The sequence below is a fragment of the Mesorhizobium sp. M0571 genome, from assembly GCF_040320985.1.
Taxonomy (GTDB): Bacteria; Pseudomonadota; Alphaproteobacteria; order Rhizobiales; family Rhizobiaceae; genus Mesorhizobium.
The window spans coordinates 29,819-52,577 of the sequence record NZ_JAMYQT010000019.1 but is presented as its reverse complement, the minus strand read 5'-3'; the positions used below and the strand labels follow the sequence as shown (position 1 = coordinate 52,577).

The 22,759-nt window shown below is 62.5% G+C and carries 23 protein-coding genes and 1 pseudogene; 11 read left to right on the top strand and 13 right to left on the bottom strand.

All coding sequences use genetic code 11. The annotated features are described in order from the left end of the window. Positions 1-79: 79 nt before the first annotated feature. From thrC to NKI85_RS22030, 4 genes are read left to right on the top strand one after another with little or no spacing between them, the layout of a single operon-like run. Positions 80-1,477 (top strand): threonine synthase, encoded by a 1,398-nt coding sequence (gene thrC, locus NKI85_RS22045; protein WP_352526989.1) that lies wholly within the window; start codon positions 80-82, stop codon positions 1,475-1,477. 14 nt (positions 1,478-1,491) lie between these two features. Next, on the top strand, positions 1,492-2,784 hold the full coding sequence (locus tag NKI85_RS22040) for a M16 family metallopeptidase (RefSeq protein WP_352526988.1): 1,293 nt from the start codon (positions 1,492-1,494) through the stop codon (positions 2,782-2,784). Between the two features lie 15 nt (positions 2,785-2,799). Then, the gene (locus NKI85_RS22035) at positions 2,800-3,396 is read left to right on the top strand and encodes a GNAT family N-acetyltransferase (RefSeq protein ID WP_352526987.1); all 597 of its coding nucleotides are present in this window, start codon (positions 2,800-2,802) and stop codon (positions 3,394-3,396) included. Between the two features lie 2 nt (positions 3,397-3,398). After that, on the top strand, positions 3,399-6,287 hold the full coding sequence (locus NKI85_RS22030) for an EAL domain-containing protein (RefSeq protein ID WP_352526986.1): 2,889 nt from the start codon (positions 3,399-3,401) through the stop codon (positions 6,285-6,287). Between the two features lie 23 nt (positions 6,288-6,310). Here NKI85_RS22030 and NKI85_RS22025 read toward each other — a convergent pair whose 3' ends face one another. Further along, positions 6,311-6,919, bottom strand: a complete 609-nt coding sequence (locus NKI85_RS22025; RefSeq protein WP_352527066.1) for a YqgE/AlgH family protein — start codon at positions 6,917-6,919, stop codon at positions 6,311-6,313. A 147-nt stretch (positions 6,920-7,066) separates the two neighbouring features. Between NKI85_RS22025 and NKI85_RS22020 the strand changes: the two genes are divergently transcribed. The 3 genes from NKI85_RS22020 to NKI85_RS22010 all read left to right on the top strand — a co-directional run bounded on the left by NKI85_RS22020 (position 7,067) and on the right by NKI85_RS22010 (position 9,083). Continuing rightward, on the top strand, positions 7,067-7,873 hold the full coding sequence (locus tag NKI85_RS22020; protein WP_352777889.1) for a protein-disulfide reductase DsbD domain-containing protein: 807 nt from the start codon (positions 7,067-7,069) through the stop codon (positions 7,871-7,873). Between the two features lie 83 nt (positions 7,874-7,956). Further along, entirely contained in the window at positions 7,957-8,457 is a 501-nt protein-coding gene (locus NKI85_RS22015; RefSeq protein ID WP_352526984.1) for a peroxiredoxin, read from the top strand. A 146-nt stretch (positions 8,458-8,603) separates the two neighbouring features. Then, on the top strand, positions 8,604-9,083 hold the full coding sequence (locus tag NKI85_RS22010; protein ID WP_352526983.1) for a DUF2938 domain-containing protein: 480 nt from the start codon (positions 8,604-8,606) through the stop codon (positions 9,081-9,083). A 4-nt stretch (positions 9,084-9,087) separates the two neighbouring features. Here NKI85_RS22010 and NKI85_RS22005 read toward each other — a convergent pair whose 3' ends face one another. From NKI85_RS22005 to coxB, 12 genes are all read right to left on the bottom strand, one after another. Continuing rightward, on the bottom strand, positions 9,088-9,672 hold the full coding sequence (locus NKI85_RS22005; protein WP_502896140.1) for a histidine phosphatase family protein: 585 nt from the start codon (positions 9,670-9,672) through the stop codon (positions 9,088-9,090). 41 nt (positions 9,673-9,713) lie between these two features. Then, positions 9,714-10,244, bottom strand: coding sequence for a ribonuclease HI (rnhA, locus tag NKI85_RS22000; RefSeq protein WP_352526982.1), 531 nt, complete (start codon positions 10,242-10,244; stop codon positions 9,714-9,716). After that, the gene (locus NKI85_RS21995) at positions 10,241-11,203 is read right to left on the bottom strand and encodes a homoserine kinase (protein ID WP_352526981.1); all 963 of its coding nucleotides are present in this window, start codon (positions 11,201-11,203) and stop codon (positions 10,241-10,243) included. The genes rnhA and NKI85_RS21995 overlap by 4 nt, the downstream gene beginning before the upstream one ends. 5 nt (positions 11,204-11,208) lie before the next feature. Then, positions 11,209-12,213 carry a 4-hydroxy-3-methylbut-2-enyl diphosphate reductase gene (gene ispH, locus NKI85_RS21990; protein WP_352526980.1) on the bottom strand — a complete coding sequence of 335 codons (1,005 nt, stop codon included), beginning with the start codon at positions 12,211-12,213 and terminating at the stop codon, positions 11,209-11,211. 88 nt (positions 12,214-12,301) lie between these two features. After that, a complete protein-coding gene (locus NKI85_RS21985) occupies positions 12,302-13,057 on the bottom strand; it encodes an SURF1 family protein (RefSeq protein ID WP_352526979.1) in 756 nt (251 codons plus the stop codon). Further along, entirely contained in the window at positions 13,054-13,440 is a 387-nt protein-coding gene (locus tag NKI85_RS21980; protein WP_352526978.1) for a DUF983 domain-containing protein, read from the bottom strand. The genes NKI85_RS21985 and NKI85_RS21980 overlap by 4 nt, the downstream gene beginning before the upstream one ends. 160 nt (positions 13,441-13,600) lie before the next feature. After that, a complete protein-coding gene (locus NKI85_RS21975) occupies positions 13,601-14,482 on the bottom strand; it encodes a cytochrome c oxidase subunit 3 (protein ID WP_352526977.1) in 882 nt (293 codons plus the stop codon). Position 14,483: 1 nt separating this feature from the next. Beyond that, on the bottom strand, positions 14,484-15,116 hold the full coding sequence (locus NKI85_RS21970) for a cytochrome c oxidase assembly protein (protein WP_352526976.1): 633 nt from the start codon (positions 15,114-15,116) through the stop codon (positions 14,484-14,486). 7 nt (positions 15,117-15,123) lie between these two features. Then, positions 15,124-15,291 (bottom strand): cytochrome c oxidase system small membrane protein, encoded by a 168-nt coding sequence (locus NKI85_RS21965; RefSeq protein ID WP_502896141.1) that lies wholly within the window; start codon positions 15,289-15,291, stop codon positions 15,124-15,126. Beyond that, positions 15,288-16,232, bottom strand: a complete 945-nt coding sequence (locus NKI85_RS21960; RefSeq protein ID WP_352777885.1) for a heme o synthase — start codon at positions 16,230-16,232, stop codon at positions 15,288-15,290. The genes NKI85_RS21965 and NKI85_RS21960 overlap by 4 nt, the downstream gene beginning before the upstream one ends. Positions 16,233-16,308: 76 nt before the next feature. After that, positions 16,309-17,961: a cytochrome c oxidase subunit I gene (gene ctaD / locus NKI85_RS21955; protein WP_023716920.1), complete on the bottom strand. Its 1,653-nt coding sequence runs from the start codon at positions 17,959-17,961 to the stop codon at positions 16,309-16,311. 39 nt (positions 17,962-18,000) lie between these two features. Beyond that, the gene (gene coxB / locus NKI85_RS21950) at positions 18,001-18,879 is read right to left on the bottom strand and encodes a cytochrome c oxidase subunit II (RefSeq protein ID WP_352777935.1); all 879 of its coding nucleotides are present in this window, start codon (positions 18,877-18,879) and stop codon (positions 18,001-18,003) included. A 371-nt stretch (positions 18,880-19,250) separates the two neighbouring features. Between coxB and NKI85_RS21945 the strand changes: the two genes are divergently transcribed. The 4 genes and pseudogenes from NKI85_RS21945 (at position 19,251) to NKI85_RS21930 (ending at position 22,542) form a co-directional block, all read left to right on the top strand. Then, positions 19,251-19,775, top strand: coding sequence for an invasion associated locus B family protein (locus NKI85_RS21945; protein WP_352526974.1), 525 nt, complete (start codon positions 19,251-19,253; stop codon positions 19,773-19,775). 10 nt (positions 19,776-19,785) lie between these two features. Next, positions 19,786-20,272 (top strand): annotated as a pseudogene (locus NKI85_RS21940) (GNAT family N-acetyltransferase). Positions 20,273-20,355: 83 nt separating this feature from the next. Then, on the top strand, positions 20,356-21,768 hold the full coding sequence (gene tldD, locus NKI85_RS21935) for a metalloprotease TldD (RefSeq protein WP_352777884.1): 1,413 nt from the start codon (positions 20,356-20,358) through the stop codon (positions 21,766-21,768). 66 nt (positions 21,769-21,834) lie between these two features. Beyond that, on the top strand, positions 21,835-22,542 hold the full coding sequence (locus NKI85_RS21930) for an NAD-dependent deacylase (protein ID WP_352777882.1): 708 nt from the start codon (positions 21,835-21,837) through the stop codon (positions 22,540-22,542). Positions 22,543-22,759 lie beyond the last annotated feature (217 nt).

Below are 22,759 nucleotides of genomic sequence, written 5' to 3'. Positions count from 1 at the left end.
CAAAAATGCGACTTAGCCAGCGCAGAAATCCACCACCCTGCGGCGGGCGAAGATTCCCGGCAGCAATGGAAACGTGACGATGCAATATGTGAGTACCCGCGGGGAAGCGCCCGCGCTTGGATTTTCCGGCGCGGTTCTGGCCGGACTGGCGCGCGACGGCGGGCTTTATCTGCCGAGCGCCTGGCCGCATTTTTCCGTAGCCGAGATCCGCGCCATGCGCGGCCTTGCCTATCCCGATCTGGCCATCCGTGTGCTGTCGCCGTTCCTCGGCGGCGAGATCGCGGCGCCGGTGTTCGAACGGCTGGTGCGCGAAGCCTATGCGACCTTCCGCCATGAGGCCGTCTGCCCGCTGGTGCAGACCGGGCCGAACCGGTTCGTGCTCGAGCTCTTCCACGGCCCGACGCTCGCTTTCAAGGACGTGGCGATGCAGCTTCTCGCGCGGCTGATGGACCATGTGCTGGCCGAGCGCGACCAGCACGCCACCATTGTCGGCGCCACCTCCGGCGACACCGGTGGGGCCGCCATCGATGCCTTTGCCGGGCGCAACCGTACCGACATCTTCGTACTTTTCCCGCACGGCCGCGTCTCGCCGGTGCAGCAGCGGCAGATGACGACCTCGACCGCCGCAAACGTCCATGCATTGGCGATCGAAGGCAATTTCGACGACTGCCAGGGCCTGGTGAAGGACATGTTCAACGACCACGGTTTTCGCGACCGGGTGTCGCTGTCCGGCGTCAATTCGATCAACTGGGCCCGCATCATGGCCCAGATCGTCTATTATTTTTCGTCCGCGCTGTCGCTCGGCGCGCCCGACAGGCCGGTTTCCTTCACCGTGCCGACCGGCAATTTCGGCGACATCTTCGCCGGCTACGCCGCCAAGAAGATGGGGCTGCCGATCGAGCGGCTGATCATAGCCACCAACGACAACGACATTCTGGCACGCACCTTGGCGACCGGCGAATACCGCATGAAGGGGGTCTTTTCGACCACCTCGCCATCGATGGACATCCAGATCTCTTCGAACTTTGAACGCTTGCTGTTCGAGGCGGCCGGCCGCGATGCCTCGACCGTGCGGCGCTACATGGACGGGCTCAAGCAGTCCGGCGCCTTCACTATCGAGGCCGGCGAAATCGGCAAGATCCGCTCCGAATTCGACGCCGGCCGCGCCACCATGGACGAGGTTGCTGCTACAATCCGCGCCACACTTGCGGCGAGCGGCTATCTGCTCGACCCGCATACGGCCGCAGCCGTGCATGTGGCCGCCGGCAAGGCCGCCGGCGAGGTGCCGATGGTGGTGCTGGGCACTGCGCACCCGGCAAAGTTTCCGGCGGCCGTCGAGGCAGCCAGCGGCGTGTCGCCTGCCCTGCCCGCATGGCTAGACGGGTTGATGACGGCCGAGGAAAAATACACGGTACTTCCATCCGACCTGAAAATGGTGGAAGGTTATGTCGGCCGCCACACGCGGGCGGCGCGTTAGGGAGTAATTGCCATATGGGTGTTGAGGTAAGCCGTCTGTCGAACGGCCTGACAGTCGCCACCGAAACCCTTCCAAGCCTCGAATCCGTTGCCCTTGGCGCCTGGGTCAAGTCGGGCGCACGCAACGAGCGTGACGAAGAGCACGGAATGGCGCACTTGCTCGAGCACATGGCTTTCAAGGGTACCAAACGGCGAAGCGCCTTCGAGATCGCCTCGGAGATCGAGGATGTCGGCGGCGAGATCAACGCCGCTACCAGTGTCGAGACGACCTCCTATTACGCGAGGGTGCTGAGCGACAACGTGCCGCTGGCGGTCGATATCCTTTCCGACATCCTGCAGGAATCCGAATTCGATCCGCAGGAGCTGGAGCGCGAGCAACATGTGATTCTGCAGGAAATCGGCGCCGCTCACGATACGCCCGACGATGTCGTCTTCGATCACTTTACCGAGACCGCCTTCCGCCACCAGACTATTGGCCGCTCGATTCTCGGCACGCCGGAAACCGTCAAATCCTTCACCTCGAAGCAGCTGCACGACTTCATCGAACGGCAGTACGGCGCCGAGAACATGGTGATGGTGGCGGCCGGCGACATCAAGCACGACGATTTCGTGCGCGAGGTCGAAAAGCGTCTCGGCGGCTTCCGCGGCAAGGCCGACGGCACCATCCCGCAATATGCGCAGTATGTCGGCGGCGATTTTCGCGAAGACCGCGACTTGATGGACGCTCAGATCGTGCTGGGTTTCGAGGGTCGTGCCTATCACGTCCGCGACTTCTACGCCTCGCAGGTCCTGTCGATGATCCTCGGCGGCGGCATGTCGTCGCGGCTCTTTCAGGAAATCCGCGAAAAACGCGGCCTGTGCTATTCGGTTTATGCCTTCCACTGGGGGTTCTCCGATACCGGCATCTTCGGCGTCCATGCGGCGACCGGACAAAGCGATATTGCCGAGCTGGTGCCGGTGATCATCGACGAGTTGCAGAAGGCCGGTGAGAACATCCTGCAGGAGGAGCTTGACCGGGCGCGTGCCCAATATCGCGCCGGGCTGATCATGTCGGCCGAAAGCCCGGCAAGCCGCGCCTCGCAGATCGCCAGGCAGTTGCTTCTGTTCGGCAGGCCGATCGCCAAGGAAGAGCTGATGGAGCGGCTGTCGGCGTTGACGGTCGAGCGGCTGACGGACCTGTCGTCGCGGCTGTTTTCGACCAAGCCGACGCTTACAGCTGTCGGGCCGGTGGGTACGCTCGCGCCCTATGAGGCGATCCTCGATTCGCTTTCGGGCACGCAGACCACTGCCCGCAAGCTCGCCGTCTAAGCCTACCCGAGCCTCGTGTTCGCGCTCCCCTTCTTTCGCCGCGACCTGCCGGCACTGAAGGGCGACCTTGTCACGCTGCGCGTGCCGCTGACCAACGACTATCGCGAGTGGTCGGTGCTGCGCGGCGAAAGCCGCGCTTTTCTTGAGCCGTGGGAGCCGCGATGGACGCCGGACGAGCTCGACCGCACCGCGTGGCGGCATCGTATCGGCCGCTACCGGGAGGACTACGCGCAGGGGACGGCCATCGCGTTCTTCATCTTCGAGAAAAGCAGCGGCAAGCTTGCCGGCGGTATCACCCTCGGCAATATCCGCCATGGCGTCGCCCAAAGCGGCCATATCGGCTACTGGATCGGCGAGCGCTTCAGCGGCCGCGGCCTGATGACCGACGCCGTCAAGGTGGTAACGCGTTTCGCCTTCGAAACGCTGCGGTTGCACCGGATCGAAGCTGCCTGTATCCCCGACAACGCCCGGTCGATCCGCGTGCTTGAAAAAGCCGGATTCCGGCGCGAAGGACTGCTACGATCCTATCTCAGGATCAACGGCATCTGGCAGGACCATTACCTATACGCCCGGATCGCGGACGATTCGCCGGGCGTTGGAACAAAGGGCTGATTTTGACGAATTTTCTGCGCAACGGGTCGCTGCTTGCCTTTATGCTGGCGGCAATCGTCACGCTCTGTGCGGCATCCTCGGCCTTTGCGGTCGAACCGATCAAGATTGCCCGCGACGACGTGGCGCTCGACCTTTCGGGCGCGGTCGAAATCTACCGCAATCAGGGCGAGAATTTCCAGGTCTCGACGGCACCCGGGCCGGACGGCATCGTGCGGCGCATCGAGGTCGAAGCCAATGACGCGCGCTCGACCGGCGACTGGGCGGTGTTCGCGCTCGCCAACACCACCGACCAGCAGCTCGACAGGCTGATTGTCGCACCACATTTCCGCTTGGTGAATTCCGGCCTGTTCTGGCCGGATCTCGGCTCGACCCGCATTGCCGCGATCACGCCCAGCGAGGGCTTTGCGCTCGACCGCCAGACCAGCCCCGACGCCGACGTGTTCCGGGTAACGCTGAACCCTGGAACGGTGATCACCTTCATCGCCGAGCTGGCCTCGCCCAAGCTGCCGCAGGTCTATCTGTGGGACCCTGAATCCTACAAGGACTCGGTCAATTCCTACACGCTGTTTCGTGGCATCGTCATCGGCATCGCCGGCCTGCTGGCGCTGTTCCTGACCATTCTTTTCGTCGTCAAGGGGACCTCGATGTTCCCGGCAACGGCGGCCCTTGCCTGGGCGGTGCTTGCCTATATCTGCGTCGATTTCGGCTTTCTCAACAAGATCATAGAAATCTCACCGGGCAATGAGCAGATGTGGCGCGCCGGAACGGAGGTAGCGCTTGCGGCGACCTTCGTGGTGTTCCTGTTTGCCTATCTCAACCTCAACCGGTGGCACGGCCATTTCAGCTACGGCGCACTGGTCTGGATTCTCGGGCTGGTGCTGATCGCCGGCGTCGCCATCGTCGATCCGGCGGTTGCCGCCGGCATTGCCAGGCTGTCCTTCGCCGCCACCGCGCTGACCGGGCTCGGCCTGATCATCTTCCTCGGTATACGCGGTTACGACCGCGCCATCATGCTGGTGCCCAGTTGGGTGATGGTGCTGCTGTGGCTATGTGGATCGTGGATGGCGATCACCGGTATGCTCGACAACGATATCGCCCAGCCGGCGCTGGGCGGCGGGCTGATTCTCATCATTCTGCTGATCGGCTTCACCGTGATGCAACACGCTTTTGCCGGCGGCGCCCTGCATCAGGGCCTGTTCTCCGACCTCGAGCGGCAGGCGCTGGCGGTTGCCGGATCGGGCGATACTGTGTGGGACTGGGACGTGCTGCGCGACCGCGTCGTCACTCGTCCCGACGTCAGCATCCAGCTCGGGCTGGCGCCCAACAGCCTCGGCGGCCCTGCCCGCAACTGGCTGCCGGTGCTGCATGCCGACGACCGCGACACGTTTCGCACGACGCTCGACGTGGTGCTCGAACACCGGCGCGGCCGGGTGTCGCAGAATTTCCGCCTGCGCGGCGCCGACGGGCACTATCACTGGTTTTCGTTGCGCGCCCGGCCGGTGATCGGATCGGACGGCGAGGTGATCCGCTGCGTCGGCACCATGGTCGACGTGACGGAGCAGAAAAAGTCTGAGGAACGGCTGCTGCACGACGCCGTGCACGACAATCTGACCGGCCTGCCGAACCGCGAGCTGTTCATGAACCGGCTGGAGGCGATCATCTCGATCGCGCGGACGGAAGAGAAGGTCCGTCCGACCGTCTTCGTCATCGACATCGACCGCTTCAAGCAGGTCAATGACGGGCTCGGCATCTCGGCCGGCGATACCATCCTGCTCACCATTGCGCGCCGGCTGCACCGGCTGCTCAAACCGAAGGATTCATTGTCGCGCTTTGCCGGCGACCAGTTCGCGCTGATGCTGCTTTCCGACCAGGACCCGGCCCGCATCGCGGCCGTCGCCGACGCCATCAAACATGCGATCAACAACCCGATCACCTTCGCCAAGCGCGAGATCGTGCTGACCGCCTCGATCGGGCTGATCACCTGGACCTCGGCGCAGACTTCTGCCGAGGACATGGTCAAGGACGCCGAGCTCGCCATGCATCAGGCCAAGCGTTTCGGTGGCGACAGGATCGAGCCGTTCCGGCCCGCCTTCCGCACCGTCGGCACCGACCGGCTGCAGTTCGAGTCCGATCTGCGTCGCGCCATCGAACGGCGTGAATTCACGCTCGCCTACCAGCCCATCGTGCGGCTGGAAGACGGCAGCGTTGCCGGATTCGAAGCGCTGCTGCGCTGGGACCATCCGCGCCGCGGCATGATCCCGCCAGCGGATTTCATCCCGGTCGCCGAAAACTGCGGGCTGATCGTGCAGCTTGGCCTGTTTGCCATGCAACAGGCTGCCGAAGACCTGGCGGGGTGGCAAAAGCAGATCGGCGATGCGCCGCTGTCGGTTTCGGTCAATCTGTCCAGCCGTCAACTCATCCGCCGCGACCTGGTCAGCGACGTCCGCTCGGTGATCGCGCGGGCCAATCTGAAGCCGCGCTGCTTCCGGCTCGAACTCACCGAATCGCTGGTGATGGACAATCCCGAGCAGACCGCTCATGTGCTGACCAAGCTGAAGCAGCTTGGCATCGGCCTGTCGCTGGACGATTTCGGCACCGGCTATTCATCGCTGGCCTATCTGACGCGCTTCCCCTTCGACACCATCAAGATCGACAAGAGCTTCGTCGACGACGCGACGCCGAAACGCGCGGTGCTGCTCAAATCCATGGTCAACATGGCGCATGAGCTCGGCCTTTCGGTTGTCGCCGAAGGCATTTCGGACGAGAGCGATGCGCTGGAGCTGCGGCAGATGGGCTGCGAATACGTGCAGAGCTTCATGTTCGGCGCGCCGATGCCGGGCGACCAGGTGCTGAAGACGCTGAAGGAACAGTACCCGCTGACTCAGGCGTGACAAGTTTCGGGACGTGATGAGGTTCAGGCGTGACCGGCAGCCAGGCTGAGATGCGCGAGATCGATGCCGATCGAGGCAAGTATCCGGTCGTATTTGCGGTCGATGTCGGCGTCGAACAGAAGCTCGGCACTTGCCGGGCAAGTCAGCCAACCATTCTCGACGATCTCGTTTTCAAGCTGGCCCGCACCCCAGCCGGCATAGCCGAGCGCCATCAGAGCCCGCCGGGGTCCGCGGCCGGAGGAGATGGCGCGCAATATGTCGACGGTCGCGGTCAGGCAGACGTCGTCGGACACGGCGAGCGAGGATTCCACCCGGTAGTCGCCCGAATGCAGGACGAAGCCGCGGCTGCGATCCACCGGTCCGCCATTGCGCACGACGAAGTCGCGCGCCGGCGCCGGCAGGCGAATTGCCTCCAGCTCGTTCATGATGCCGAGTTGCACGAGCAGGTCCGGAAACAGCATTTGCTGCGTCTGGTTGATGATCAGCCCCATCGCGCCTTCGTCGCTGTGCGCGCAAATGTAGATGACGGAGCGCGTGAAGCGGTCGTCCTTCATGCCGGGCATGGCAATCAGGAACTGGTCGTCGAGAAAGCCGGGTCCTGCGGCCGTCTTTTTATGGCGTAACAAATCCATGACCACAGCGTAACGCGTTTCCAGGGCGCCGAAAAGATGGGCGGCGCCCGATTTGATCAGGCTCATAAGCCGAAGGTCACGCAAATATGATGCCGGCGGCGTCATGAAATCATTGTGCGGCCATCAACAGACGATCAAATCATCGCCATGCAAAGCTTGAAAATCCTGCTGCTTAGCGTGGCCATTGGATCGGCGACCGGCCTCCCCGCCTCAGCCTCCTCGTCGGCCTGGTACAACAGCGAAGGCGGCAGGGTGCGGCTGGTGACGAGCGGCAAAGCCGACGAGGCCGGGCGTCTCCAGGGCGTCCTCGACATTGCGCTGAAGCCCGGCTGGAAGACCTATTGGCGCGACCCGGGCGATGCGGGCGTGCCACCACAGATAGACGTCTCGGCCAGCACCAACATTGCCGACGCGACGCTTTCGTTTCCGCCGCCGCAGCGCCATGATGACGGCTATGGCAAATGGGCCGGCTACGACCACCCGGTTTCGTTGCCGGTGACGTTCACGCTTGCCGCGCCCGGCCAGCCGGCCGTCATCGATGCGGACATCTTCCTCGGCATTTGCGAAACCATCTGCATCCCGGTGCAGACAAGGCTGACCGTCGATCCCGGCGCCGATCCCGACAACGCCGAGGATGCGGCACTGGTCAAGGCAGGCCTTGCAACCCTGCCCGCCACGGCAACGCCCGATTTCGGCATAAACGTACTGCCGGGCGACCACGAAACGCTGATTGTCGAAGCGAGCTTTCCGGGCACTCCCGAGGCCGCCGACTTCTTCGTTGCCGGCGAACGCGACTACATGTTCGGTGCCCCGGCGCGCAGCGAAAAGGATGGCAAGCTGATCTTTACGGTGCCGATCCTCGACAGGCCGTCGACAACGCCAACCGATGGCGGCCTTCACTACACACTGACAAGTGCCGCTGGCGCGGTCGAAGGCCTGCTGCCTTTTCCGTGATGCCAACGTCTGGACGGTTGCCGGGCGCGCCTTAGTTCGCTATCGCAAGGACACTCCCTTTCCATTCTCAAGCGAGGACCATCATGACGATCTCCGTTGGCGACAAACTGCCCAATGCGACGTTCAAGACAATGACCGCCGACGGTGCAAAGCCGATCACGACGGGCGAGATATTCTTAGGAAAGAAGGTCGTGCTGTTTGGCGTTCCAGGCGCCTTCACGCCGACCTGCAGCAACAATCATCTGCCGGGCTACCTGGATAATTACGACGCTATCCTGGCGCGCGGCGTCGATACTATCGCCGTCGTCTCGGTCAACGATGTTCACGTCATGGGGGCCTGGGCCCGCTTCAGCGGCGGTGAAGGCAAAATCCTTTATCTTGCCGATGGCAATGGCGATTTCGCCAAATCGGTCGGTCTCGACGCCGACCTCTCCGGCGGCGGCATGGGGCTGCGCTCGAGGCGTTTTTCGATGATCGTCGATGACGGCAAGGTCACCTCGCTCAATGTCGAGACAAAGCCCGGCGTCGACGAATCCGGCGCTGCTCACATTCTCGGACAGCTTTCCGTCTTGGCGACAGCATAGGCCAGGGACGGCGGCGGTCGCCTTCGAGCGCTGCGCGTCGAAAGGATGCTGCCTTTGCATCGGCGCATGATCCTTCCGAAAGCCGACCCGGTTTTCAGGGCCATGCGTCGGCCCTTCGGGACTGCTTGCTTCTGGGGACCTGGATTATGTCTGACATCTTTTGGCGCGCTGTCGCGATCGGTATCGGCGCAACCGCGCTTATGGATGTCTGGGCGATTTTCCTGAACAGGGCGTTTGCTCAGCCGCGGCCGAACTGGGGGCTGGTCGGCCGCTGGGTCTGGCATCTCAGGGAAGGCAAGGTCTTCCATGACGACATTGGCGAGGCCTCGCCCTATGCGCATGAATCAGCGCTTGGCTGGGCCTTTCATTATGCTGTCGGCATCGTCTACGGCATCATACTGGTCGTGCTGGCCGGAACGGCCTGGCTCGCCGCGCCGACCTTCCTGCCGGCCTTTGTCCTCGGCATCGTCACCGTCGGCGCCGGCTGGTTTCTGCTGGCGCCCGGCATGGGTGCCGGCTGGGCCGCTTCGAAGCGGCCCAACCCGATGCAGATCCGCGCCCTCAATCTTGTGTCGCACACGGTGTTCGCGCTCGGACTGTTCGGCACTGCGCTGCTGATCCGCTAAGCGTCTACGGCTGTACCGGCCCGTCGATCGGCTGCCATCCGTGGATAACGCGGCGTGCATCGATATCGTACGCGAAGTAGTTGCCGCCGCCCGCTGGCTGATCCGCCTGGCGGCTGATTTCCCGGCCGCTGAGGCAGAGCAGCAGGAGCGTTCCGACGCCGCCATGGCCCACGAAAGCAATGTCGTCCGCGTCGGCGGTGCCGAGCACGGCGTCGATCTCGCTCACGATGCGATGCTGGGCATCGATGGCCCGCTCCCATCCGCAAATGCTCTTGTGTGGATTGGCGAAGAACTGGTCCGCGACCGCTTCGAACTCCGGCGGCGGTAAAAATCCCGTTGCCGATCGGTCGTTCTCGTGCATCCGTTCCCTCACCTCGACCACAAGGCGGAGATGCCTTGCGACGATCTCGGCGGTTTCCATCGCCTTGCGTTCAGCCGACGACACGATCCGCCGGATCGACCCAACCCAGGGCTGATCGAGCATTGCAACCGTTCTCGCTCGTCCGATATCGGACAGCCCCCATTCGGGCACGGGAATGGTGGCATCGACCTGAACTTGGGGATGGGTGACATAATACAGAACCGGCACGATCGAGGTTCCCTGCCTGAGAGCGAGCCAGATCCTGGAACTCAATAGCTCTGGGTCGAGCGCCGCGCCTTCGCGACTGCCGGCTGTTTTGCCTGCTCGGCTGGCTTTGGCGGCGCGGCAGGCTTGACCGGACCTTTCTTGAACGGCGCCATGCCTTCACGCGCGAGTTGGTCGGCGCGCTCGTTCTCGACATGGCCGTCATGGCCCTTGACCCAGTTCCAGGTCACCTTGTGACGCTTGTTGGCCTCGTCCAGCGCCTGCCAGAGTTCACCGTTCTTGACCGGCTTCTTGTCGGCGGTCTTCCAGCCGTTCTTCTTCCAACCGTGGATCCACTTGGAAATGCCGTCCATGACGTATTTGCTGTCGGTATGAAGGTCGACCGTGCAGGGTTCCTTCAACGCATTCAGCGCCGAGATGGCAGCGAGCAGCTCCATGCGGTTGTTGGTCGTCTCCGCCTCGCCGCCGGAAAGCTCCTTGGTGGTGCCGTTGAAGCGCAGGATCGCGCCCCAGCCGCCAGGGCCGGGATTGCCCGAACAGGCACCGTCGGTGAAAATCTCAACGTGTTTGCTCATGCCAATCCATATTCCGAGGGAGACCTGATCGCCCGATGGAATCGCATCCTGCGGATATACTCGGTCGGGTCGCGTTTCATCACCAGCCCGCCGTCCGGAACCGTCAGCCAGTCATAGAGCCGGGTCAGCATGAAGCGCAGCGCCGAGCCGCGCGCCAGCATCGGCAGCGCAGCCTTCTCGTCGCTGCTCAACGGCCGCACGCTTTGGTAGCCGGCAAGCAGCGCCGTGCCCTTGGTCAGATTGAAGGAAAAATCCTTCTCGAAACACCAGGCGTTGAGGCAGGTGGCGACGTCATAGGCGTAGAGATCGTTGCAGGCGAAATAGAAGTCGATCAGCCCGGACAATTTTTCGCCGAGGAAAAAGACATTGTCCGGGAAAAGATCGGCATGGATGATGCCTTGCGGCAGACCCTTCGGCCAGTTCCGCTCGAAGTCGGCGAAATCGGCATCGACCTCGGCGGCCAGTCCCGGCTCGACCTCGTCGGCGCGCGCGCGGGCGGCGTTCCATAGCTTGCGCCAGCCATCGATGGCAAGGGCGTTCGGACGGGTCATCGGGAAGTCCGCCCCGGCAAGATGTAGTGCCGCCAGCGCCTTGCCGACCTCTGCGCAATGCGCGGCCGTCGGCCGCCGCAGCGACAGGCCTTCGAGAAAGGTGATGATGACCGCCGGCCGGCCGGCAAGCGTTCCAATCACACCGCCATCATGCGCGGTGACCGGGAGCGGGCACGAAATGCCCTTTCTTGCGAGGTGGGCCATGAGGCCGAGAAAGAACGGCAGGTCAGCCTTGTCGACGCGCTTCTCGTAAAGCGTCAGGATGTAGGAGCCGCTGCTGGTGTGCAGTAAAAAATTCGAGTTTTCGGTGCCTTCGGCGATGCCCTTGTAGGACAAGAGATCGCCGACCGGATAGTTCTTGAGGAAGGCGCCGAGCTCGCCCTCATTGACGTCGGTATAGACGGCCATGGTCCCTACGCGGCCCCATTGACGAAGGCCATGTCGGCCGCCGTCAGTTCGACATCGCGCAGCACCCGCATCACTGGAAAATCCTCCGTTTCCGTCGCCGTCACCGCCAGCTCGATGGTTACGTCGAAGCGCTGCCGGAAGGCATCGACGATCTCGTCGACGATGATCTCCGGAGCTGACGCACCGGCCGACAGTCCGAGCGTCGAAATGCCGGCAATGTCCGTCCACGGGATTTCCGAGGCGCGCTGCACGAGAAGCGACATCGAGGCGCCGGCGCGCTCGGCCACTTCGACAAGACGCCGCGAATTGGACGAGTTGGGGGCGCCGACGACCAGGAAGAGATCGGCGCCGGCCGCGGTCTCCTTGACCGCCTCCTGGCGGTTGGTGGTGGCGTAGCAGATCGATTCCGCCGCCGCTGCATGCAACTCGGGAAAACGTTGCTGCAGGGCGCGGATGATGCCGGCGGTGTCCTCGACCGACAGCGTCGTCTGGGTAACGAAGCCGAGCGCTTGCGGGTCGGCGGGCACGAAGCTTGCGGCGTCGGCTTCCGTCTCGATCAGCGTGACCGCACCATCCGGCAACTGGCCCATCGTGCCGATCACCTCCGGATGCCCTGCGTGGCCGATCAAAAGCACGTGGCGGCCAAGCCGCTGATGGCGCATCGCCTGCTTGTGAACTTTTGAGACCAGTGGGCAAGTCGCGTCGAGATAGAACAGGTTGCGGGCCTGGGCGTCGGCCGGCACCGATTTCGGCACGCCATGCGCCGAAAAGACGACTGGGCTCTGGCGATGCTCGGGCGGAATCTCGGAGAGCTCCTCGATGAACACCGCACCGAGGCTTTGCAGCCCTTCGACGACGTAGCGGTTGTGCACGATCTCGTGGCGGACATAAACCGGCGCGCCGTATTTCTTCAGCGCCAGCACGACGATCTGAATGGCACGGTCGACGCCGGCACAAAAGCCGCGCGGCTGGCAGAGCCGGATGGTCAGCGGTGGCTTTGTCTGAAGCATGATTGCGGGCCGGTTGATCGGATCGTGACTGAACTCAAGGCGCGAAATGAAGTGTGCTGCCCTGCCCTGTCAAGGGTAGTGGCGGCGATCATTGGTCTTTCGCCGGACGGCGGAACCAGGAGATGAGGACGCCAGCAAGCGCCGCGGCAAGGCCGTACCAGGTTATCGCATATTGCAGATGGCTGTTCGGCAGGTCGATGACGGTGACGCCGCCGACCGGCAGCCCGCCGGGGTTGGACGTGGCGTTCGCATCGATGAAGATCGGCACCAACCCGGCGCCGGCCGGCAGGCCGGCGCTCGAGGCCATCGCGTCACGATCCTTCCAGTAGAAGATGTTCTTCCCAGGATCATTGTCGGGAAGCATCATCGAGGGCTTGGCCGGCAGTGGGTTGCGGGCGAGCCCAGTCACCGTCACTTTGCCCGTCACCTGTCCCCGCGGCCGCTTGGCGGGGGCTTTAAAATCGTAAGGCACGAAGCCGCGGTTGATCAGCACGAAACGGCCATCATCGAGCTGCAGCGGCGTGAAGACATCGAAGCCGGACTGGCCTTCCCAGGTAGCGAGGAAATGCCGTTCGCCTCGATGCAGGAAAGCGCCGGTCACCGTCACCGGCGTGTAGTCCACGTCGCCGGTGGCGCCAAACCGCTTTTCGACTTCGGCCAGCGGCACAGGCGCCGAATGCGTGCGCTGGTCGATCGTCTGCAAAAGACCCTCTTTCCAGTGCAGGCGCTGAACCTGCCAGGTGCCGAGCGCCAGCAGGATCAAAAACAGGACGATACCCAAGCCGAGCGCCAATGCGCGCTTCGGCCGCGAATGGCCGACCACCGAATCGAAGGCCTCGCTCATTCGCCGCGGTCCAGCCGGCCCTCGGCCGCCTGGTTGCGGTATTGCAGCGTCAGCAGCACGCCCTTGATCAGCCTGAGCGCCGCCAGGCAAAGCACCAGCGTCAACGGAATCCATAGCAACAGGTGCAGCCAGAGCGGCGGATTGAGCGTCACCTCCATCCACAGCGCCAGGCCGACGACGATGAAGCCGATGATCAGGATAACGAACACCGCCGGCCCGTCACCGGCATCGGCGAAGGAATAATCGAGGCCGCAATTGGTGCAGCGATTGCCGACCGTGAGGAACCCGGAGAACAGCTTGCCCTCGCCACAGCGGGGGCAGCGGCCATGCAGGCCGGCCGAGATCGGATCGATTGGTGGCCAGATTGCCTTGTCGTCGCTCATGCAATTCCTTGAAGCATGACCTCGTCCGAAAACCGGTCCGCTTTTTGCTACGCTGACCTTCGGTTCGGGATCACGCTTATGCAATCTTACTGCGGTTAGCCGCAAAAGATAAGGCGGCCACGTCGCCGCAGCCGCCTTGTCGATTACCCTCAAGCAGTTGTCAGTGCGGTTCGATCATCGCGCCGTTCGAGGCCCAGACATAGATCGAGGCGAACAGGAACAGCCACACCACGTCGACGAAGTGCCAGTACCAGGCGGCCGCCTCGAAGCCGAAATGCTGCTTGGGCGTGAAGTCGCCCTTCACGGCGCGGATCAGGCAGACAGCCAAGAAGATAGTGCCGATGATGACGTGGAAACCATGGAAGCCGGTCGCCATGAAGAAGGTGGCGCCGTAGATCGAATCCCTGAAGCCGAACGGCGCGTGCATGTATTCGTAGGCCTGCACCATGGTGAACAGCATGCCGAGGCCGACGGTCAGCACCAGGCCGTTGATCAGCCCCTTGCGGTCGCCGTGGATGAGCGAGTGATGCGCCCAGGTCACCGTGGTGCCCGACAGAAGCAGGATGACGGTGTTGTAAAGCGGCAGGTGGAACGGGTCGAGAACTTCGATGCCCTTGGGCGGCCAGACGCCGCCGGTGAAGGCGGTGCGGGCGTATTGATGGACCTCGCCCGGAAACAGGCTGGCGTCGAAGAAGGCCCAGAACCAGGCGACGAAGAACATCACCTCGGAGGCAATGAACATGATCATGCCGTAGCGCAGATGCAGCGACACGACGCGGGTGTGGCGACCCTCATGCGCCTCCTTGATGGTGTCAGACCACCAGGCGAACATTGTGTAGATGACGATCAAAAGGCCAATGAAGAACAGCCACGGATTGGCGATGTTGAAGCCGAAAATCGGGAAATCGCCGCCCTTGAGATACTGCATATAACAGACGCCGCCGATCGCGGTCACCAGCGCTCCGACGGAGCCCAGAAAAGGCCACGGGCTCGGGTCGACGAGATGATAGTCATGCTGTGGTTTTGCGTGTGCGTCTGCCATATCAACCCCCGAGGCTTGCTTCGGTATCTGAAATCTTGTTGCGGCGGCCGTCGGCCGGCACCGATGATGCGACCGGCTTGGTCTTGTCGACCGGGAACATCGTGTAGGACAGGGTAATCGTCCTCAAATCCTTCAATTCCGGCGCGTTGACGATGTCGGGATCGACATAGAACACGACCGGCATGTCCAGCGTCTCGCCCGGCTTCAGCGTTGTGTCGGTGAAGCAGAAACACTCGACCTTGTTGAAGTAAGGCCCGGCCAGTTCCGGCTGCACGTTGAAGGTGGCGCGTCCGGTGATGGGCCGGCTGAATTTGTTCGTCGCGCTGTAATGCGCCTCGGCGGTTTCGCCGATCTTGATGGTGATCGAGCGGGCGACCGGCTGGAATTGCCAGGGAACGCCGACGGTGTTGGCATCGAAGCGGATGGTGATGTCGCGGTCGAGCACCCGATCGGCATATTGCTGGGTCGCCCGTTTGACCGTGCCGCCGTAGCCTGTCGCCTGGCAGAACATCGCATAGAGCGGCACCGCGGCGTAGGCCATGCCGATCATGCCGCCGAAGAAGGCGATGCAGACGCCGGCGACAACGCGGTTCGTATTCTTCTTCGCAGGATCGGTGACTGTTTGCCTGGTCATATTCAGCTCACATCGAGCCGGTGAGACTGTGACCAAATTTCACGATGGTCGCGACATAGAATATGACGACCAGCGCCGCCAGCGCGAAACCGATTGCGGCCGAGCGATTGCGGCGGGCCTTCTGCTGACGTTCGGTCAGCGTGACCAGTTCAAGCTTCTTTTCGACCATGCTCATGCTCCACCGATGGTCAGCGCGCGCGCGACGACGCAATCGCCAAGGTAGGCGGCGAAGATGGCGAAGAGATAGAGCAGCGAATAGCCGAACAAGGCCTTGGCCGGCTTCATCGCCCGATCGTCATCGGCCATTTGCAGCACCTTCCACGCATACCAGACGAAGCCGGCGCCGAGGAGCAACGCAACGATGCCATAGGCCGGCGTGGTGAAGCCGAGAACCCAAGGCAGCACGCCAACCGGTGCGAGGACCAGCGCATAGGCGAAGATCTGGCGTCTGGTCGAGGCCTGGCCAGCGACATTCGGCATCATCGGAATGCCTGCCTTCGCATAGTCCTCCGACTTGAAGAGCGCGAGCGCCCAGAAATGCGGTGGCGTCCACAGGAAGATGATCAGGAACAACACAAGGCTTTCGAGACTGACCGATCCGGTTACCGCCGCCCAGCCGATGACCGGCGGAATGGCACCGGCAGCCCCACCGATGACGATGTTCTGCGGCGTCCAGCGCTTCAGCCACATCGTATAGATGACGGCATAGAAAAAGATGGTGAAGGCCAGAAGCGATGCTGCCAACCAGTTGACCAGCACGCCCAGCGTCATCACCGACAGAACCGACAGCACCAACCCGAAACTCAATGCCTCGCCTGGCCGGATGCGGCCGGCCGGCACGGGACGGCTGGCGGTGCGCGTCATCACCGCATCGATGTCTGCGTCATACCACATGTTGAGCGCACCGGAGGCGCCCGCGCCGATGGCGATCGACAGGATCGCGATCACCGCCAGCAGCGGATTGATGGTCACCGGGGCGGCGACCATGCCGACAAACGCAGTGAACACCACCAGCGACATGACGCGCGGCTTCAGCAGGGCGAAGAAATCGCCCGCCGTCGCTTCCGACATGCGGAAGCCCGGCTCGTCAATCAGTCTGTCTTCGGCAAGGGCCATGCGTACTTAAAGTCCATCATTCCGTTGGCCAAAACCACCGGGCGGGCCGGCGGTTCCGTATTAAGGAGGCAACCGCCTACTTGATCTTCGGCAACTGTTCCCACTGGTGGAACGGCGGCGGCGAAGGCAGCTGCCATTCCAGCGTGGTCGCACCCTCGCCCCAAGGATTGGCGCCGGCGACCCGCTTCTTCTGGAACGCCTCAAAGACGCCGAAGAGGAAGATGACGACGCCGACAGCCGAGATGTACGAGCCGTAGGACGACACCATATTCCAGCCGGCGAAGGCATCCGGATAGTCGATATAGCGACGCGGCATACCGGAGAGACCGAGGAAGTGCTGCGGGAAAAAGACCAGGTTGACGCCGACGAAAGTGACCCAGAAGTGGGTGTTGGCGATCACCGGCGAATACATGTACCCGGTCATCTTCGGGAACCAGTAGTACCAGCCGGCAAAGATGGCGAAGACCGCGCCCAGTGACAGCACGTAGTGGAAGTGCGCGACCACGAAATAGGTGTCGTGCAGCGGGCGGTCGAGGCCGGCATTGGCCAATTGCACGCCGGTGACGCCGCCAACGGTGAACAGGAAGATGAAGCCGATTGCCCACAACATCGGGGTCTTGAGCGAAATCGACCCGCCCCACATAGTGGCGATCCACGAGAAGATCTTCACGCCTGTCGGCACCGCGATGACCATGGTGGCGAAGACGAAATAGCGCTGGGTGTCGAGCGACAGGCCCGTTGTGTACATGTGGTGGGCCCAGACGATGAAGCCCACCGCGCCGATGGCAACCATCGCATAGGCCATGCCGAGATAGCCGAACACCGGCTTTCTCGAAAAGGTCGAGATGATATGGCTGATGATGCCGAAGCCCGGCAGGATCAGGATATAGACCTCTGGATGGCCGAAGAACCAGAACAGGTGCTGGAACAGGATCGGATCGCCGCCGCCGTCCGGGGCGAAGAAGGTGGTGCCGAAATTGCGGTCGGTCAAAAGCATGGTGATGCCGCCGGCCAACACCGGCAACGACAGCAGCAGCAGGAAGGCGGTGATCAACACCGACCAGGCGAACAGCGGCATCTTGTGCATGGTCATGCCGGGCGCGCGCATGTTGAAGATGGTGGTGATGAAGTTGATGGCGCCAAGAATCGAGGAGGCGCCGGCGATGTGGATTGAAAGGATCGCAAGGTCCATGGCCGGTCCGGGCTGGCCCGATGTCGACAGCGGCGGATAAAGCGTCCAGCCGCCGCCGACGCCATAGGCGCCAGGCGCACTCGGGACGAAGGCCGAGATAATCAGCAGGATGAAAGCCGGCGGCAGCAGCCAGAACGAGACGTTGTTCATGCGGGGGAACGCCATGTCCGGTGCGCCGATCATGATCGGCACCATCCAGTTGGCAAAGCCGCCGATCAGCGCCGGCATCACCATGAAGAAGATCATGATCAGGGCATGCGCCGTGGTGAAGGCATTGTACATGCTCTTGCCGCCGTCGATGGCGGCGTCACCGTTCATGCCGTAGACCATCTGTGCGAGGCCGGTGAAGATCTGGATGCCCGGCTCCTGCAATTCCATGCGCATGACGACCGACAAGGCGCCACCGATGCAGCCCGCCATGATCGCGAAGATCAGATAAAGCGTACCGATGTCCTTGTGGTTGGTCGAATACACCCACCGGACCCAGCCATGATACGGCTTGTGGTCGTGGTCGTCGTGAGCTGCAGCGTCTGCCATGGTCGGCTCCGTTCCCTGAATCTTTATCTGGTCGCGGCATTAGTTGCCGGCGGCCGCTACCTTGTTCGTGGCATCGACCGCGGCCATCAGCGCCTTGTTGGCGCCAGGAAGGTCGGTCTTAGCTGCCGCCAGCCAGGTCTTGTATTGCGCATCGGAGACGACGCGAATGGCGATCGGCATGAAGGCATGATCCTTGCCGCAGAGTTCCGAGCATTGGCCGTAATAGAGGCCTTCCTTGTCGGCCTTGAACCAGACCTCGTTGATGCGGCCCGGAACCGCGTCGGTCTTGATGCCGAAGGACGGCATGGCAAAGGCGTGAATGACGTCGGTCGCCGTCACCAGCACGCGGGTCATGGTGTTGACCGGCACCACCATCTCATTGTCGACGGCGAGCAAGCGTGGATAGACGGCGCGATCTTCCTTGCCGGCAGCAGCCCTATCGGCATCCTGAAGAATCGCGGAATTGAAGGAAAGCGTGTTATCGATCTGGTATTCGTAATCCCAGTTCCACTGATTGCCCGTCGCCTTGACGGTCAGCTTGGCTTCTTCCGGCGGCGTGTATTGCGCGGTCAGCAGCTGAAACGAGGGAATGGCGAGACAGAGCAGGATAACGACGGGACCGACAGTCCAGATGACCTCGATCAGCGTGTTGTGGCTGGTGCGCGACGGGGTCGGGTTGACGCTCGCCCGGAACCTCAAAATGCAGTAGGCGATCAGAAAAAGCACCAAGGCGGTGATCACAATGATGAACGCGAACGAATAGTTCCCGAACCACTCGATCTGCCTCATAATGTCGGTCGCCGGAGGCTGAAAACTGATCTCCCAAGGTTGGGGCTGGGCTGCATGAGCGGATGCAGCGGCAAACAACGTGGCGGCGGCACTAGCTATGATTTTGGCGGTTGCCAGGAATTTTCTCATCGCCCTCGTCATCTCCCAGTTCCTCGCGATCGGACCGCAAGAATGTCGAACAATGCCGGGACGGGAATCCCGGACAATTCAAGGGTGGTTCAAACCATACTCTATTTCCCTCCGCAAGAAAGGAGCGCCGGAACTCGTGCGGCATTTTTGCGCGCAAGCGCGGCGGTGGCTTCGTGCGGTGGCCGCTCGTCGCGAATCACCGAAGCGGCATCCGTGCAGAATGAGCCGCGCGGCGCGCGGAGCCGTCGCAATTAGGGCGAAATTGGCACGGAAAAGCGCATTGTCGCCTTTGTCGGGGCAGATCGCCGGGGTCTCGTCCTTTACTTGGGTTTAGCGCGGCTTAAAGTGCCGTGATTCGCAATGGAGCCGTCATGAACGTTTGGCTTTCGAGAACCTTGGCGAAGGTCATCCTTGTTGCCGCCGCAATAGCCTTGTCCGGCGTCGGCCTGGCCAATGCCGCGCAGCCAAGCGGCACGGTGAAGTCGACGCATGGAGCGTGGTCGATCATCTGCGATACGCCGGCCGGCGCTACGTCCGAACAATGCGTGATGATGCAGAATGTCGTCGCCGAGGACCGCCCGGAAATGGGTCTTTCCGTCGTCGTGCTGCGTACAGCCGACAACAAGGCCGAGATCCTGCGCGTGCTGGCGCCGCTCGGCGTGCTGTTACCCAACGGCCTTGGCCTCAATGTCGACGGCAAGGATATCGGCCGCGCCTATTTCGTGCGCTGTTTCCAGGACGGCTGCTATGCCGAGGTCATCCTGGAAAAGCCGCTGCTCGATACGCTGAAGACCGGGACGTCCGCCACCTTCATCGTCTTCCAGACGCCGGAAGAGGGCATCGGCATTCCCGTCGACCTCAAGGGTTTCGCCGACGGCTTCGCCGCCCTGCCTTGAGACTGCACGTTTGACGTTGAAACTGCTCGATCTGGACGACTTCGAGATATTCAAGCGAATTCGCCTGGAGGCTTTGCGCGCTGCGCCCGAAGCCTTCGCCAGCAGCGCAGCGGAATGGGAGAATCTTCCCGACGAAGAATGGCGGCGGCTGATGAACAACCCGGTCGTCGTCAGCTTTCGGGGCGGGGGACCTGTCGGCATAATGGGCCTGATGCGCCAGCAGGCCAGCAAGATGGCGCACCGCGCGACCGTCGTCATGGTCTATTTGCGCGACAGCGAGCGTGGCGGCGGATACGCCGTCGGGATGCTCAATCTGCTGCTCGATCACGCCCGAGCATCGGGCATAAGGCAGGTCGAGTTGGCTGTAAGCTGAAAATCCAGCGGCCATACGATTCTATCAACGAGAAGGTTTTCACGAAATAGGCTGCATACCCGCCGGCTTTCTTCATGGAGGCCGGGAGATCGACGAAATCATGATGGCACGCCGCTTGATTTAGGATCGTAGTGTTCCACCGTGAAGTTGCCGAACGGCGCCCCGGCGCCTACATGCCGTAAAATCAATTATTGAAGGGCCTGCGCCATGAACAGCCTGATCGGCCAATTCGACATTTCCGACGATCGCATCAAGCAGATCGTCGCCGAGACCATCAATGGTGCCGACGACGGCGAACTGTTCCTCGAATACAGCGAAAGCGAAGCGCTGATGTTCGACAATGGCAAGCTGAAGACCGCGAATTTCAACACCGACCAGGGTTTCGGCCTGCGCGCCGTCGCCGGCGAAGCCAGCGGCTACGCCCATTCCAGCGATCTCTCCGAGGCCTCGCTGCTGCGCGCCGCCGATGCCGTTTCGACGGTGAAGAGCGGCTATTCCGGCATGCTTGCCGCGGCGCCCGCCCGCACCAACCGACACCTCTACGGCGAGGAAAATCCGATCCCCTCGCCTTCCTTCGAGACCAAGGCCAAGCTGCTCCAGGAAATCGACGCGTGGCTGCGGTCCGAGGATCCGCGCGTCAGGCAGGTGACGGCATCGCTCGCCGCCTCGTGGCAGCATGTCGAGATCGTGCGCGCCGACGGCCAGATGGTGCGCGACATCCGCCCGCTGGTCAGGATCAACGTGTCGGTGGTGGTCGGCAACGGTGACCGCCAGGAGAGCGGCTCCTACGGCATGGGCGGCCGCAAGGATTTTGGCGAATTCCTGGTCGAGGACAGTTGGAAGCACGCGGCCAAGGAGGCACTGCGGCAAGCGCTGGTCAATCTCGAAGCGGTTCCCGCACCTGCCGGCACTTTCGACATCGTGCTGTCGAGCGGCTGGCCGGGCGTCATGCTGCACGAGGCCGTCGGCCACGGGCTGGAAGGCGATTTCAACCGCAAGAAGACGTCGGCCTTTGCCGGCCTGCTTGGCCAGCAGGTGGCGGCGAAAGGCGTCACCGTCGTTGATGACGGCACCATGCCCGAGCGGCGTGGTTCGCTTACCGTCGACGATGAGGGCACGCCTTCGGCCCATAACGTGCTGATCGACGATGGCAAGCTCGTCGGCTACATGCAGGATCGCCAGAACGCGCGGTTGATGGGCATGAAAGCCACCGGCAACGGGCGACGCCAAGGTTACGCGCACGAGCCGATGCCGCGCATGACCAACACCTACATGACAGCAGGCGACATGGAGCCGGAGGAAATCATTGCCTCGGTCAAGAACGGCATCTATGCCGTGTCGTTCGGCGGCGGCCAGGTCGACATCACTTCGGGCAAGTTCGTGTTCGGCTGCACCGAGGCCTACATGATCGAGAACGGCAAGGTGACGCAACCGATCAAGGGCGCCATGCTGATCGGCAACGGGCCGGACGCCATGCATCGCGTTGCGATGATCGGCAACGACATGAAGCTCGACACCGGCATCGGCATGTGCGGCAAGGCCGGACAGGGTGTGCCGGTCGGCGTCGGCCAGCCGCATCTCAGGATGAACCAGATGACGGTCGGCGGCACCAGGGTTTGATGTGGCTGGCGCGTTCCGGTAACATCGCCTTCCAAACGATGTTTCCGGATGCCGGTGTCTTCGACCATGTCCAAAGCCAAAATCGTGATCCTAACAGGCGCCGGCATTTCGGCGGAATCGGGCGTCGCCACGTTCCGGGATCCCGACGGGGTCTGGGCGAAATACGACCTGCAGGACGTGGCCACGCCGCGAGGTTTTGCGCGCGACCCCGTAAAGGTGCAGGATTTCTACAATATGCGCCGGCGGCAGATGGGCAGCGTCGAGCCGAATGCGGCGCACGCCGCGCTGGCCAAGCTCGAGCAGAAACTCCCAGGCGACGTCCTCGTCGTCACGCAGAACATCGACGACCTGCATGAGCGCGCCGGTTCGCGCAAGCTGATCCATATGCATGGAGAATTGGGCCATGCCCTTTGCCTGAGCTGCGGGCAAAGCAGCGCCTGGGCCGACGACATCGCTGTCCATTCGGCCTGTCCAGCGTGTGGCGCAAAAGGTCAATTGAGGCCTGACGTGGTCTGGTTCGGCGAAATGCCTTACCGCATGGAGGAGATCGGCGAGGCGCTGACGCGCTGCGACCTGTTCGTGGCCATCGGCACCAGCGGGAGTGTCTACCCGGCAGCAGGTTTCGTGGAGGAGGCACGCGCGGCCGGAGCCGTAACAGTCGAACTCAATCTGAAATGCGCCGGCTGGGCCTCCCGTTTCGACGAGCGGATGGAAGGGCCGGCGACACAAGTGGTGCCCACCTTCGTCGAGCGCGTCCTTTCAGGCGCAGGCTAGCGCCGTCTGGCTATGCAGCCTTGAATTCGGCGCGATCAGCATCTTTGTTATGTCGGGAGAGGAAACTGTGATGGGTGCCGGAGACAAGCTAGAAGTCACCAGTTCGACCGACGATCAAGTCACACTGCCTGTTCCAGTCTTGCCCTTAACGCGACCAGAGGATGTGTTCGGTCTCTGCCCAACAGAGGCAAGCCGAAGACCTTGAAGGAAATGGAAA

Coding starts and splice junctions, on each gene's coding strand:
- NKI85_RS21960 (WP_352777885.1), bottom strand. CDS start 16,232: ATGGCCCTTGCCGAAGACAGACTGATTGACGAGCCGGGCTTCCGCATG.
- rnhA (WP_352526982.1), bottom strand. CDS start 10,244: ATGAGCAAACACGTTGAGATTTTCACCGACGGTGCCTGTTCGGGCAAT.
- ispH (WP_352526980.1), bottom strand. CDS start 12,213: ATGCTTCAGACAAAGCCACCGCTGACCATCCGGCTCTGCCAGCCGCGC.
- NKI85_RS22015 (WP_352526984.1), top strand. CDS start 7,957: ATGACGATCTCCGTTGGCGACAAACTGCCCAATGCGACGTTCAAGACA.
- NKI85_RS21995 (WP_352526981.1), bottom strand. CDS start 11,203: ATGGCCGTCTATACCGACGTCAATGAGGGCGAGCTCGGCGCCTTCCTC.
- NKI85_RS22025 (WP_352527066.1), bottom strand. CDS start 6,919: ATGGATTTGTTACGCCATAAAAAGACGGCCGCAGGACCCGGCTTTCTC.
- NKI85_RS21985 (WP_352526979.1), bottom strand. CDS start 13,057: ATGAGCGAGGCCTTCGATTCGGTGGTCGGCCATTCGCGGCCGAAGCGC.
- tldD (WP_352777884.1), top strand. CDS start 20,356: ATGAACAGCCTGATCGGCCAATTCGACATTTCCGACGATCGCATCAAG.
- NKI85_RS22040 (WP_352526988.1), top strand. CDS start 1,492: ATGGGTGTTGAGGTAAGCCGTCTGTCGAACGGCCTGACAGTCGCCACC.
- NKI85_RS21975 (WP_352526977.1), bottom strand. CDS start 14,482: ATGGCAGACGCACACGCAAAACCACAGCATGACTATCATCTCGTCGAC.
- NKI85_RS22020 (WP_352777889.1), top strand. CDS start 7,067: ATGCAAAGCTTGAAAATCCTGCTGCTTAGCGTGGCCATTGGATCGGCG.
- coxB (WP_352777935.1), bottom strand. CDS start 18,879: ATGAGAAAATTCCTGGCAACCGCCAAAATCATAGCTAGTGCCGCCGCC.
- NKI85_RS21970 (WP_352526976.1), bottom strand. CDS start 15,116: ATGACCAGGCAAACAGTCACCGATCCTGCGAAGAAGAATACGAACCGC.
- NKI85_RS21945 (WP_352526974.1), top strand. CDS start 19,251: ATGAACGTTTGGCTTTCGAGAACCTTGGCGAAGGTCATCCTTGTTGCC.
- NKI85_RS21980 (WP_352526978.1), bottom strand. CDS start 13,440: ATGAGCGACGACAAGGCAATCTGGCCACCAATCGATCCGATCTCGGCC.
- NKI85_RS21965 (WP_502896141.1), bottom strand. CDS start 15,291: ATGAGCATGGTCGAAAAGAAGCTTGAACTGGTCACGCTGACCGAACGT.
- ctaD (WP_023716920.1), bottom strand. CDS start 17,961: ATGGCAGACGCTGCAGCTCACGACGACCACGACCACAAGCCGTATCAT.
- NKI85_RS22010 (WP_352526983.1), top strand. CDS start 8,604: ATGTCTGACATCTTTTGGCGCGCTGTCGCGATCGGTATCGGCGCAACC.
- NKI85_RS21930 (WP_352777882.1), top strand. CDS start 21,835: ATGTCCAAAGCCAAAATCGTGATCCTAACAGGCGCCGGCATTTCGGCG.
- thrC (WP_352526989.1), top strand. CDS start 80: ATGCAATATGTGAGTACCCGCGGGGAAGCGCCCGCGCTTGGATTTTCC.